Origin of the sequence: Pseudomonas sp., from assembly GCF_002796985.1 — a bacterium.
GTDB lineage: Bacteria > Pseudomonadota > Gammaproteobacteria > Pseudomonadales > Pseudomonadaceae > Pseudomonas.
Window position 1 is genome coordinate 165,074 of the sequence record NZ_PEKX01000004.1, and the last position, 13,269, is coordinate 178,342.

A 13,269-nucleotide genomic window follows, 5' to 3' on the forward strand; every position below is an offset into this window, starting at 1 on the left:
CCTCCGTCAGACGGTGCCGAGACCGCCGCCACAGACCAGTACCTGGCCCGAGACGTAGTTGGATTCAGGCAGGCAGAACAGGTACACCGCACCCGCCGCTTCGTCCGGCGTGCCGGGGCGGCCCAGCGGGCACATCTGCTTGCCGGCTTCGATGGCCGCGGCCTGGATACCAACCTTGATCTCGCGACCTTCGATGGTGACCGTCTTGCTGTTGTCGCCGGCCAGCGCCTGGGTCATGCGCGTTTCGATATGGCCGAAGGCGACCGCGTTGACGTTGACGTTGTAGCGCCCCCACTCCCGGGACAGGGTCTTGGTCATGCCCAGGATGCCGGCCTTGGCCGTGGAGTAGTTGGCCTGGCCCGCGCTGCCGGCAGCGGCCACCGAGGAAATATTGACGACCTTGCGGTAGACGGCCTTGCCTTCGGCAATTTCCTGCTTGGCCATGGCGCTGATGTGCGGCTGTGCAGCGCGCAGGATGCGGAACGGCGCGGTCAGATGGCAGTCGATGATCGCGTACCACTGCTCATCGCTCATCTTCTGGATGACGTTGTCCCAGGTGTAGCCGGCGTTGTTGATGATGATGTCGATGCCGCCGAAGCTCTCGAGAGCCGTCTTGACGAAGCGATCGGCGAAATCCACCGCCGTCACGCTACCGACACAGGCCACGGCTTCACCACCGGCGTTGCGGATTTCCGCAACCACTTCCTCGGCGGGGCCTGCGTCCAGGTCATTGATCACCACCCGAGCGCCTTCGGAGGCCAGTTTCAGGGCCACGCTGCGGCCGATGCCGCGACCGGAGCCGGTCACCAGCGCCACTTTTCCTTCAAGCTTGTGCATGTTGTTGTGTTCCTGCTGTGCAATGGGTTGGGTGGAAAATCAAGCCAGCGCCACGACGGCTTCGCCGATGACCTTGGCCTCGCCGTACTGGTTGGCACACTGGATTTCAAGGCGTACGCGCTTCTCGCCGTCCTGTTCGAACTTGTCCGCTACCCGGCCGGTGAGGTGCGGGATGTGGCCCAGTTGGGTGATGCCGACGAAGCGCACCGCCAGCCGGCGTAGGCGCGATTGCGGCACCCAATGGGTGAGCAGGCGCCCCAGATAGGCAACGGACAGCATGCCGTGGGCGAACACGTCGGGCTGACGGGCCTTGCGGGCGAAGTCGATATCGATGTGGATCTGGTTGTGGTCGCCCGAAGCGCCGGCGTAGAGCGCCAGCATGGTGCGATTGATCGGGCGCAGCTTGAGCAGCGGCAGCTGGTCGCCCACCTGAACGTCGCTGTAGAGGGGAATGTTCATCGATGGGCTACCTCAGCGCTGCACGAGCGAGGAACGGATGTCGGCGACGTGCTCGCCATCCTGGTTGGTGACGCGGGTTTCCTGAACCACGAACTGCAGCGCCCCGCCTTTCTTCTCGTAGACATCGACGATGCGTGTATCGAAGGTCAGGACATCGCCGGCAAAAGCCATGCGGTGGTAATCGAACTCCTGCTCGGCGTGGAGGATGCGGCCGAGGTCGAAGCCCATGACATCCTCGACGATGGCCTGGGCATTGCGGCCTTCACTTTCCAGGCACATGAGGAAACTCGGCGGTACCGGAATGGCCGGGTAACCGGCAGAGCGCGCGGCTTCGTCGTCGAAGTAGATCGGATCGGTTTCGCCGATTGCCTTGGCGAAGAAGCGCAGGCGGCCTTTTTCCACCTCGCTGGTGGTCACTCCGGTGGAGCGACCGATCAGGGATTTGTCTGCCATGTGCGCCTCCTCAGCCGCGCCCGTAGAGCGTCACGACACCGGCGCCACCCAGGCCGAGGTTGTGCTGCAGCGCATGCTGCAGGCCCTGCACCTGGCGCTTGTCGGCGGTACCGCGCAGTTGATGAGTCAGCTCGTAGCACTGCGCAAGGCCAGTGGCGCCCAGCGGATGCCCCTTGGACAGCAGACCGCCCGAGGGATTGACCACGACCTGGCCACCGTAGGTATTGTTGCCGTCCATGACGAACTTCTCGCCTTCGCCAACCTTGCAGAAGCCCAGGCCCTCGTAGGTCAGCAGCTCGTTGTGGGCGAAGCAGTCGTGCAGTTCGCAGACACGGATATCTTCCGGCCCAATGCCGGCCTTCTCGTAAACCTCGTAGGCGGCATCGTGGGTCATGCCGACGCCGACGATGTTGATCATCGAGGGCGGATCGAAGGCATCGGGCTTATCGGTGGCCATGGCCTGGGCCAGGATGGTCACGTCGGTACGCAGCCCGTGCTTGCGTGCAAAGCGTTCGGAGACGAGGATCGCTGCGGCGCCGCCGCAAGTCGGCGGGCAAGCCATCAGGCGCGTCATGACACCTTCCCAGACCACCTGGTCGGCCATCACGTCCTCGGTGGTGACCACCTTGCGGAACACCGACATCGGGTTGTTGGCGGCATGCCGGCTGGCCTTGGCGCGAATCGCCGCGAAGGTCTCCATGCGCGTGCCGTGCTTTTCCATGTGCTCCTTGCCGGCGCCGCCGAAGAACATCAGCGCGCCCGGCATGCCAACGCCCTCGGGAATCACCTCGGCGGCGGCCTCGAAGCCCTTGCCGGTGGTGATCGGGCGATCGGTCCAGTGATTTTTCAGTGCGCCGGGCTGCATCTGTTCGAAACCAAACGCCAGGGCGCAGTCGACCATGCCGCTCTCCACGGCCTGGCGGGCCAGGTAGAGCGCGGTGGAACCGCTGGAGCAGTTGTTGTTGACGTTGATGACCGGGATACCGCTCATGCCGACTTCATACAGGGCCGACTGGCCGCTGGTGGAGTCGCCGTAGACGTACCCGGCGTAGGCCTGTTGAATCAGATCGAAACTCAGGCCGGCATCCTTCAGCGCGAGACGCACGGCTTCGGCTCCCATCTCGATATAGGTGCCGCTGGCGCCGGGCTTGGCAAAGGGAATCATGCCCACACCGGCTACATAGGTTTTCTGCGACATCGTGCTCTCCAGTGATCTATGTGTGAAGGGCACGCCTCGACCAGCGCACCTTGCAGCCATGGTCTGGCATGGCGGTCGGGCTGTATCCCGCCCAGGATGGGTGGGCAACCCACCCCTTCCCTCAGGCGATGGTGCCCGCCGCGCGCAGCGTGGCGACCGCCGCGTCATCCAGCCCCAGTTCATGAAGTACCTCCAGCGTCTGCTCACCATTGCCGCTGCGAGCGCCTGCGGCGGACGGTGTGCGGCTGAAGCGCGGCGCGGGCCCCGGATAGCTCCCTTGATCGTCATGCATGAAGGTGCCGCGAGCGCGCAGATGCGGGTGGTTCGGCGCCTCGGCAAAATCCAGCACCGGGGCGAAGCACACATCGGTACCTTCCAGCAGCTGACACCACTGGTCGCGGGTGCGTGTACGGAAGATCGCTTCCAGCTTGCAGCGCTGGCTCGGCCAGCGCGCGCGGTCCCATTGCAGATCGAACTCCGGATCACTGATCTCGCACAGCTCCAGCAACTGCCGATAGAACTGCGGCTCGATGGAAGCGATGGAGATCAGCCGGCCGTCGGCGCAGCTGTAGCAACCGTAGAAAGGCGCACCGCCATCGAAGAGATTGCTGCCGCGCTCGCGCCATTCGCCCTGACGGCGGAACTCGTAATACATGGTCGACATCAGCGCCACACCATCGGTGATCGCCGCATCCACTACCTGCCCCTTGCCCGAGCGTTGCGCCTCGAAAAGCGCTGCCAGCACGCCGGCCACCAGGAACAGCGCGCCGCCGCCCATGTCGCCCACCAGGTGCAACGGCGGCGTCGGCTCGCGGTCGGCGTGGCCCATGGCATGCAGAGCGCCGGTCAGCGCGATGTAGTTGAGATCATGCCCGGCCACCGGCGCCAGGCTGCCACTCTGGCCCCAACCGGTCATGCGCCCGTAGACCAGTCGCGGGTTGCGCTGCAGGCAAACCTCCGGCCCCAGCCCGAGGCGTTCCATGACCCCCGGACGAAATCCCTCGATCAGCACGTCGGCACCGTCGATCAGTGCCAGCAGCACTTCGGTAGCACCCGGCTTGCGCGGGTCAATGGCGATGCTGCGGCGTCCCCTGCCGACGACACTGTCATCGCCATTGAGGAAGCCGGAGGTCAGGCGGTCCACACGAATGACCTGCGCCCCCATGTCCGCCAGCATCATCGTGGCGAACGGCGCCGGGCCGATCGCATTCATTTCCACTACCCTGACACCGTTCAAAGGCCCAGCCATGCCCTGTCCTCTCTTGTTGCTCTACCATCGCCACAGTTGAACAACGGCCAGCGCCGCTGCGATAAGGAACACTAAATCGCGCCGGAGCCGGGGCAATCGCTCGAATGGCTGAGGCAGAACAATTCGCTCCGTGGCAAGGTTCGCGTGGCATGGCACTATGCGCACAGCCCTCGTTTCGGATTGTCGGAGCCCTACCTCATGGCCGAGCAGCAGCCCCTTCTGACGCTACTGGCACGAAAGCCCGCGGACACCGCCAAGGACGGCGGAGCCTACGCTCCGTCCAGCGGCACCGAGCTGCTGCTCGGCAGGCTCCAGGCACCCTTGCTGGCCAGAGCGCAATTGCTGCGTGAGCGCCTGCTTACGCGCATCGAGTCGCGGCGCGACGCTCGCCTGGTGCTGATCCGCGCCCCGGCCGGCTTCGGCAAGTCCACACTGATGGCCCAGCTGTTCGCCTCCCGCAGTGACTGCGCCTGGCTGAGCCTCGACGCCAGCGACAACGATCCACGGCAACTGGCGCAAGTGCTGTCGCTGAGCCTGCGCGGGTTGCTGGGCGACAGCGTTCCGGCTGTCGCGCTGGAGACTCCGTCCCTGCTTGAACTGGGGCAGTTGCTGGCACGCCTGGCCGCCACCGGCAGAGCGCACACGCTGTTCCTCGACGAATTCGAGGCCCTGCAATCACCCGATGCGCTGGAACTGCTGCGCGAACTCTGGGAGGCCTTCCCTCCCGGCAACCAGTTGGTTATCGCCAGCCGCAGCACGCCGAACCTGCGACTGGGCAACCTGCGGGCACGCGGCGAATTGCTCGAACTGAATGCCGAGGCGATGCGCTTCGAGCTCGATGAAACCCGCCACTATCTCCACGGAAGACTGGGTTCGAGTCTTTCAGAGCATGCGGTCCAGACCCTGCAGACGCGCACCGAGGGCTGGGTAACAGCCCTGCACCTGGCGGCGCTGTCCCTGCAGGACCGTCGTGATCCCGGTGCCTTCATCGCTACCTTCAGCGGCTCGCAGCACGAACTGGCCGAGTACCTGACCGAAGACATCCTCAGCCAACTGCCGCCGGAGCTGGGCGAATTCCTGCTGCGCACCAGCCTGCTGGAACGTTTCTGCGCCCCACTCTGCGATGCGCTCTGCGGGAGCCAGGACAGCGCGGGGCAACTGGAGATGGTGCAACGCCAAGGCCTGTTCCTGATTGCCCTGGACGGTCGCGGCGAGTGGTTCCGCTACCACCGCCTGTTCGCCGGTTTCCTGCGCGACGTGCTGTCACGCCGCCAGCCTGAACTGCTCGGCACGCTGCATCGCGCGGCCGCCGAGTGGCACCTGCGCTACGGGTCGCCACTGGCGGCCGTTGAACACCTGTTGCAGGTCGACGAGGCCAGCGCCGCCATGGACCAGCTGGAAGCCCACCTCGACACCCTGCTCGACAGCGGACGCTTCCGCGCCCTGCTGCGCTGCCTGGACCAACTGGCGCCGGCACTGATCGACCAGCGTCCACGGCTAGCCATGGTGCATGCCTGGATGCTCCTTCTCGCGCGTCGCTACCAGCAGGCATTGCAGGTGATAGAGCGCAATCCGCAGACTGCTGAAAGCGAGATTGTTCGCTGCCTGTTGCTGGCGTTCAGCGATCAGTTCGAAGCTGCCAGCCAGGCCGCGCAACCCCTGTTCGAGGGCCTTCCGGAAGTCGAACTGCAGCAACGCGGAGTGCTCGGCAGTTGCCTGGCGTACAGCCTGGTCGCCTGCGGCCAGGTGGAGGCGGCTCGCGCGGTACTGGCACAACTGACGCAGACCGCAGGTCGGATGACACTGGTCGTGGTTCAGTCCGTGTCCGACGTCATCGAGAGCGTGATCGACCTGATGCAAGGGCACCTCGTGGCGGCTCGTGCTCGCGCAGAGGCGGCCGCGCAGCACCATCAGCAAAACGGCGATGAGCAATGGCTGGCCGGGCGCATCTCGGTGGACACCATGCGCGCACTGACCCTCTACGAGGCGGGAGAGCTCGAGCAAGCCCGGCATATCCTGATCCACACGGCGCCATCAGCGACACTCAGCGCCGGGCCGGATGTCCTGATCACCAGCCACATTACCCTTGCGCGCATCGCCCACGCCAAAGGCGATCGCACAGCCTGGGTGCACCATCTCGCCGGCCTGGAGCAACTGGGACGCCAGGGCGGCCCGAGCCGCCTGCTCTATGCCACCTGGCTTGAGCGCGCGCGCGTCGCCACCCTTGACGGTCATCTGGAACAAGCCGCCCAGGCCTTGCGTTCTGCGGAGTTCAACAACGGCTGGGAGCGGCCGGGCATCATGCTCTACAGCTGTGACACCGACACCCTGTTCATCGCCCGGCAACGCTGGCGAATCTCTCGTGGCGACCTCAGCACGGCCATCGCTGAGCTACGCGAGGCCATCGGCGAGGCGCAGCGGCAACAGCGAAATCGGCGCGTGCTGAAATTTCGCTTGCTGCTGGCCATGGCGCTGGATGGCCTGGGCCGGCAGGAGGAAGCCTTCGACGCCCTGCTGCCAGCGCTGCAATGGGCCAGCCACGAAGGGTTCGTGCAGACCTTCCGGGAAGAAGGCGAACGCCTCGCACAGCTATTGCAGCAATGGATTGTCAAGCTGGGGCCTGCCTGCAGTAGCCTGGATATTTCGGCCGACTATCTCCACCAACTACTGCAGGAGGCTGGCAACCAGGGTGGCGGCGAGAGCTCCGATACGCCACCTCTGAGCCCCCGAGAACTGGATGTGCTACGCCTGCTGGCCGGGGGTGGGCGCAACCAGTTCATCGCCGATCACCTGTGTCTGTCGCTGCACACGGTGAAGACCCACCTGCGCAACATCAGCGGCAAGCTCGGCGCCGAAGGCCGCACCGAGGTCATCGCCATCGCCCGCGCCCGCCGGCTGATCGACTAGGCCAGCAAACCCAGCTCCCGTGCCCGCCGGACGGCCTGGGTGCGACGCTTCACACCCAGCTTGTGGTTGATGTGAATAGTGTGGGCCTTCACCGTATTCAGCGAGATGAACAGGCGCCCGCTGATTTCCAGGTTGGTCAGCCCCTCGGCCATCAACCGCAGCACCCCCATCTCCCGTGGCGTGAGCACCCGCGCCAGGGTCACATCCGGCAGTTCTTCAAGGCAGCCACAAGCCGTTTCAACGGCGCCGCTGCGCAAGGCCACCGCAAGCACGGATCTCGGCCGAGGCCGGGTGAGCCCGGCAAAGCCCAACCGCTCGCAGCTTTCCCGCCAGCTACGCGAAGCCTCCAGTGCGGCCGCCCGATGCCCCAGCCCCTCCAGTGTGAGTGCCAACACCTGCTCTGCGCGGTAGCGCAAGGACGGCGCATTCAAGGGTGGAAGGACACCGGAGACGGCCAGGTCGGCCACCACACGGCGCACCGGCCCCAGTATTTCCACCCAGCGCTGCTGGCGCGCCAGCAGCCTCAATGTCTGTACGCCGAGCACCGGCTCGTAGCAAAGCGAATCCGCCCGCAGGCACTCCAGATGCCGACGCACCTCGCGCAGGTGCACCTCGGCCTGGGGCGCGTCGCCGTGATACATGGCCACCTCGGACAAGCCCAGTCCGGCATGCAGTATGAACGGGTCGCTGCACCGCCTCGCATAAGCGAAGCCGCGCCGGTAGAGTGCCTCGCCGCGATCCGCGTCTGCGTTGAGAGTGGCCAGTTCCGCCTGCAACAGCAGCAGCCTGCCGATCAGCAAGGGATACTCGGCGCCCTGCCCACTCAACAGGGTGAAATCGTGGTGCAGCAACTCCTCGGCCAATGACCACTCGCCAGTCAGGATCAGTAGCCGGATACGGTCCGTGTCGACCAGTATCTCGCTGGCCAGACAGCCCTGCCGACGGGCCAGCCCGACGACCTTGTCGAGTAGCGCCTCGGCCTGCGCCACCTGCCCTTCCGACATGGCGATACGCGCCAGCGTCGAATAGCACAGATGGATGGAATGCCAATCCCGCGCGTCGAGATGCTCCAGCGCGGAGCGGCAATGCAGCCGTGCGCGTTCGGCTTGCCCCTGCAATCCGAACAAGGTGCCCTGCAACGCCTCCCAGTTGGCGAGCATGCGCCGCTGATGCGGCGCACAGGGTTGTGGCAACTGTCGACCCAGGCGGTCGATACAGGCCTGCGCCTCGTCCAGCCGCCAACCGATGAGCAACGCCTGGGCGTTGAGATAGATCAGGAATGGCGTGCTTTCCAGCAGGTTCGGTGAAAGCCGTTCGCGCCAGCTCAGCCAGCTGTGCAGGTGCTGACCGGCGAACAGCCAGGCCAGCGGAACACGCTCCATATAACTGGCAGCAGTCTCCACCTGCCCTTCCTGCAAAGCCAACTCCACTGCATCGCCGACGAAGCCGGCCTCACGCAGCAATCGACAGGCCTGAAGGCGCAGACGGCTCACCTCGCGCGCCGGCAACTCGTCGAGCAGCGCTCGTGCCACCACGGGGTGCAGGTGCCACCAACGCGCTTCGGCATCCAGCGGCGACATCACTCCCAACGTGAGCAACTGCGAGGCAAAGTCCCTGCTCGCATCCAGCTCCGGCCAGAGCTCAACGCACAGCGGCGCCGACAGCCTGGGCAAGTGCGCGATGCCGCAAAGCATGGAGCGCTGCACGTCGCTCATGCGCAGCAGCAGCTCATCACGGATGTACTCGCGCTGCCGCAGCGCCACCGGCCGGATCGGATCATCCAGCCCTGGCAGCCCCAGCCGCACCATCGCGCACCAACCCAACGAGGCCTCCCAGAGCTCCTCGGCAAAATCGTCAGGATGAGCACTGGCAAGCAGCGGCAGCAAACGGCTGAACTCCTCACGTGTGAGCGCCAAGCTGTCGGGCCCCAGCTCGACAGCACCGCCTTCCAGCGCCAGCCGTGCCAGCGGCCAGTTCGGACGTTGCCGGGTGCTGACCCACAAGCGCAGCGGAACCTCCGCCTCCAGCAACAGGCGCATCAGCCAGTCATCCAGTTCGACAGCGTTCGCCGGGTAATCATCAAGGATCAGGCAGAGGGAGGCGGAAGCCTGTCGCAGGCAGTCCAGCAGAACCTCCGGCGCCATGCGTCGGGCGAGCCCGAGCTGTTGCGCCAGCTGATCGGTGAAGTCCGCCAGCGACAACACTCGACCATGCAGGGACACCCAGCCGTAACGGGTTTCCGCCGGCATCTGCGCCAGGCTCTCACGCAGCAGCGCGGTCTTGCCGAAGCCACCTGGTGCATTGAGCAGGCACAGGCGGCGAGCAGCCAGTACCTGGCTGCTCAGGCGTTCGCGGGGCAGGTGAATGACCGGGCAGGAAACCGTAGGGAGTAGGAGGCTGGAAAGCGTCATGGCTCGGACACCGGATTGACTGTCAGTTGATCCTTGCCAGCCCGGCGACCTTTCACCATCAACCATTCGAGGTATTCGATCCAAACGGTGACAACACTGGTTACCATTCTTCCCCACGAGCGCTTCGCTCACCCCGCCCCCGGTATTTTCCAGCGTTGTCGCCGCATCAGGTAATGCGTGAAATTACCTGAACAGGCAATTCAGGGCCGTTGTTCGACTTCATAGCATTGTCACTCCACTGACTCATCGAGCGCTTCACTGGAGTACCGCATGACCACAAGAACAACAAAGAACAGCGCATTCCAGCCGCGCCTTCTGGCCATCACCGTCGCAATGACCTGCGGCTCGCAGGCCGGGGCCGTCGACTTCAACATCGGGGAGATCGAAGGCAAGTTCGACTCATCGCTGACCTTCGGCAGCAGCTGGTCCACCACCGCGCCGGACAAGCAGTTCATCTCGAACAGCAACTCGATGGGCGTGCATGGCGGCAAGTCGTCCTCGCGCACCACCGATGACAACCGTTTGAACTTCAAGAGCGGCGAGAACATCTCGACCATCGTCAAGGGCCTGCACGACCTCGAACTCAAGTACGGCGACAGCGGCGCCTTCCTGCGCGGCAAGTACTGGTACGACTTCGAACTCAAGGACGGCCACCAGCACTTCTACGATATCGACGACTCCGGTCGCGACCAGGCGGCCAAGAGTTCCGGCGCGATGTTCCTCGACGCGTTCGTCTACCACAACTACAACCTCGGCAACCTGCCCGGCAACGTGCGCCTGGGCAACCAGGTGGTGAACTGGGGCGAAAGCACCTTCATCCAGAACGGCATCAGCTCGATCAACCCGCTCGATGTCGCCGCCCTGCGCCGACCAGGCTCGGAAGTGAAGGAAGGCCTGGTACCGGTGCCGATGTTCTATGTCTCCCAAGGGCTCACCGAGAACATCACCGCCGAAGCCTTCTACCAGTTCAAATGGGAGAAGACGGTCACTGACAACTGCGGCACCTTCTTCGGCACCGATGGCGTGGCCAAGGGCTGCGATGATCGCCTGGTCACCGCTGGCTATGACCTCGCGCCGGGGGATGCCGCCAACAAAGGCGGCGCTGCTGCATTGGCGGCCATGCAGGACGATGCCTACATCCCGCGCGCCAAGGACAACGACCCACGCAACAGTGGCCAGTACGGCATGGCTCTGCGCTGGTTCGTACCGGAGCTGAACGAGACCGAGTTCGGCGCCTACGCGATGAAGTACCACAGCCGCAGCCCGTTCCTCAGCACCGTGCGCACCACCAATACCAACGCAGCCAACCCCATAGCGTCGATTCGCGACGCCAAGTACTTCATCGACTACCCCGAAGACATCCGTCTCTACGGCCTGAGCTTCGCCACCAACCTGGCCGGCGTGTCCTGGGGCGGCGAGATGAGCTACCGGCCGAGCATGCCGCTGCAGCTCAATACCGCCGACCTGGTCAGCGCCACCCTGACGCCCGTGGGAAGGACTTCGCCGTCGCCGTTGTTCACTACCGGGTTCTCCAGCGGCACACCCGCCGGCGACACGATCAATGGTTACGACCGCAAGCCGGTGCTGCAGGTGCAAACCACTGTGACCAAGCTGTTCAACCAGGTGATGGGCGCCGACCGTCTGACTGTGGTGGGTGAAGTGGGCTACAACCGCATCAATGGCCTGGGTGACACCGACGGTACCGACCTGCGTTTCGGCCGCAGCCCCGCCTTCGGCTCGGGCATCCTGCCCGGCGCAGCGGGCGCGGCGACCTGCCGTGGCACCAACGTCGGCCTGCCGAACGCCAGCAACCCCGCACAGCAGTGCAACAGCCACGGTTTCTACACCACCGATTCCTGGGGCTATCGCATCCGCAGCCAACTGGATTACCCCAACGTGATCGCTGGCATCAACCTCGCGCCCAACCTCGCCTGGTCACACGACGTGGAAGGCACCGGGCCGAACTTCGAGGAAGGTGCCAAGGCCGTCAGCCTCGGCCTGAACGCCGACTACCAGAACACCTACACCGCCGCCATGAACTACACGACCTACTTCGACGGCAAATACAACACGATGACCGACCGCGACTTCGTCTCGCTGAGCCTGGGCGTGAACTTCTGACCGATCACCACGGAGACGCATGACCATGAAAAAACACTTAACTCTGGGCGGCGGTGCACTGGCACTGTCCCTGCTGGCCGGCGGCGCGCTGGCCGCCATTTCCCCGCAGGAAGCCGAACAGCTCGGCGGCGCCAAGCTGACCCCGACCGGCGCGGAAAAGGCCGGTAATGCTGACGGCAGCATCCCCGCCTGGACGGGTGGCCTCAAGCCCGGCGCCGCGCCGGTGGACAACGGTTTCCTCGGCGACCCCTTTGCCAGCGACAAAGCGCTGTTCACCATCACCGCGGCGAACGCCGAGCAGTACAAGGACAAGCTGACGCCCGGCCAACTTGCCCTGTTCAAGCGCTACCCCGACAGCTACAAGATCCCGGTCTACCCCAGCCACCGCAGCGCCTCGGCACCGCAGGCGGTCTACGACGCCATCAAGAAAGGCGCCACCCAGGTCGAACTGGCCAACGACGGCAATGCGCTGGCGCACTTCGAAACCCGCTACACGCCCTTCCCCATCCCCAAGAGCGGCGTGGAAGTCGTCTGGAACCACGAGGGGCGCTACCGTGGCACCAGCCTGGAACGCTACAGCGCCCAGGTCGTACCGCAGGTGAATGGCGATTTCACCGCCGTCGGCTTCAAGGAGAGCACCGGCTTCCCGCAGTTCATGAGCGACGTCGACCCGGTCAAGAGCGCCAACGTCCTCTACTACTACAAGCAGGAAATCATCGCCCCGGCGCGCCTGACCGGTACCGTGAACCTGGCCTACGAGACCCTTGACCAGATCAAGGAGCCACGTCAGGCCTGGACCTACAACGCCGGCCAGCGCCGCGTGCGCCGCGCCCCGGAAGTAGCCTATGACGGCCCCGGCAGCGCCGCCGACGGCATGCGCACCGCTGACAACTCCGACCTCTACAACGGCTCGCCGGACCGCTACACCTGGAAGCTGATCGGCAAGCGGGAAATCTACATCCCCTACAACAGCTACCAGCTGATGTCGCCCAAGCTCAAGCTGACCGACATCGTCCGCCCCGGCCACATCAACCCCGAACACACCCGCTACGAGCTGCACCGCGTGTGGGAAGTGGAAGGCACACTCAAGCCCGGCGCCCGCCATGTCTATGCCAAGCGCCACATGTACTTCGACGAGGATACCTGGATGCTCGCCGAGGTCGACCACTACGACAGCCGCGGCCAACTCTGGCGCGTCGCCGAAGGGCACCAGGCCAACGACTACCAGCAGGGCGTGGCGCTGTATGCCGCCCAAACCCTCTATGACCTGATCGCCGGCCGCTACCTGGCGATGAACCTGACCAACGAGGCCAAGCGCGGTACCCAGTACGACATGAAGTACTCCTCCACGGACTTCACCCCCGCAGCGCTGCGCAACTCCGGCATTCGCTGACCGCCAACGGGCGCTCCCTCATAGGAGCGCCCGTTGTCTTGCCCCGCCTACCTCTCCCTTCCCCGGTTCGGTTCCGTACCGAACGTCAAAACTTCCAGCGTCCTGTACAGGTCCACTGCTAGAGCCTGTTCGAGTGACACCCACTCGAAGAGAGGGGCGCAGCAGCGCATCCTTCCCACTTTAAATGGGCCTTCGCACAATCAGGGCCAGGCCGCGCCGTTGGCTGCACAGGAGTTCCAAC

The 13,269-nt window shown here is 64.8% G+C and carries 9 protein-coding genes; 3 read left to right on the top strand and 6 right to left on the bottom strand.

Going from position 1 to position 13,269, the window contains the following annotated elements; all coding sequences use genetic code 11:
- Nucleotides 1-6: 6 nt before the first annotated feature.
- The 5 genes from CTR55_RS03705 to CTR55_RS03725 form a co-directional block, all read right to left on the bottom strand.
- A complete protein-coding gene (locus CTR55_RS03705; protein ID WP_296284200.1) occupies nt 7-837 on the bottom strand; it encodes an SDR family NAD(P)-dependent oxidoreductase in 831 nt (276 codons plus the stop codon).
- Between the two features lie 39 nt (nt 838-876).
- The gene (locus tag CTR55_RS03710; RefSeq protein ID WP_296284201.1) at nt 877-1,296 is read right to left on the bottom strand and encodes a MaoC family dehydratase; all 420 of its coding nucleotides are present in this window, start codon (nt 1,294-1,296) and stop codon (nt 877-879) included.
- Between the two features lie 12 nt (nt 1,297-1,308).
- Nucleotides 1,309-1,749 carry a MaoC family dehydratase N-terminal domain-containing protein gene (locus CTR55_RS03715; RefSeq protein ID WP_296284202.1) on the bottom strand — a complete coding sequence of 147 codons (441 nt, stop codon included), beginning with the start codon at nt 1,747-1,749 and terminating at the stop codon, nt 1,309-1,311.
- 10 nt (nt 1,750-1,759) lie between these two features.
- Entirely contained in the window at nt 1,760-2,947 is a 1,188-nt protein-coding gene (locus tag CTR55_RS03720; RefSeq protein ID WP_296284203.1) for a lipid-transfer protein, read from the bottom strand.
- 121 nt (nt 2,948-3,068) lie between these two features.
- A complete protein-coding gene (locus tag CTR55_RS03725) occupies nt 3,069-4,196 on the bottom strand; it encodes a CaiB/BaiF CoA-transferase family protein (protein ID WP_296284204.1) in 1,128 nt (375 codons plus the stop codon).
- Nucleotides 4,197-4,394: 198 nt separating this feature from the next.
- Here CTR55_RS03725 and CTR55_RS03730 point away from each other — a divergent pair, with 198 nt between their 5' ends.
- Nucleotides 4,395-7,103, top strand: coding sequence for a LuxR C-terminal-related transcriptional regulator (locus CTR55_RS03730; protein ID WP_296284205.1), 2,709 nt, complete (start codon nt 4,395-4,397; stop codon nt 7,101-7,103).
- Here the strand turns inward: CTR55_RS03730 and CTR55_RS03735 are convergent.
- A complete protein-coding gene (locus CTR55_RS03735; RefSeq protein ID WP_296284206.1) occupies nt 7,100-9,514 on the bottom strand; it encodes a LuxR C-terminal-related transcriptional regulator in 2,415 nt (804 codons plus the stop codon). The genes CTR55_RS03730 and CTR55_RS03735 overlap by 4 nt on opposite strands.
- 270 nt (nt 9,515-9,784) lie before the next feature.
- On the opposite strand from CTR55_RS03735, the gene CTR55_RS03740 reads away from it, so the two are divergent.
- Nucleotides 9,785-11,635 (top strand): DUF1302 domain-containing protein, encoded by a 1,851-nt coding sequence (locus tag CTR55_RS03740; protein WP_296284207.1) that lies wholly within the window; start codon nt 9,785-9,787, stop codon nt 11,633-11,635.
- Nucleotides 11,636-11,660: 25 nt separating this feature from the next.
- Nucleotides 11,661-13,028: a DUF1329 domain-containing protein gene (locus CTR55_RS03745; protein WP_296284208.1), complete on the top strand. Its 1,368-nt coding sequence runs from the start codon at nt 11,661-11,663 to the stop codon at nt 13,026-13,028.
- The last annotated feature ends 241 nt before the right edge of the window (nt 13,029-13,269 follow it).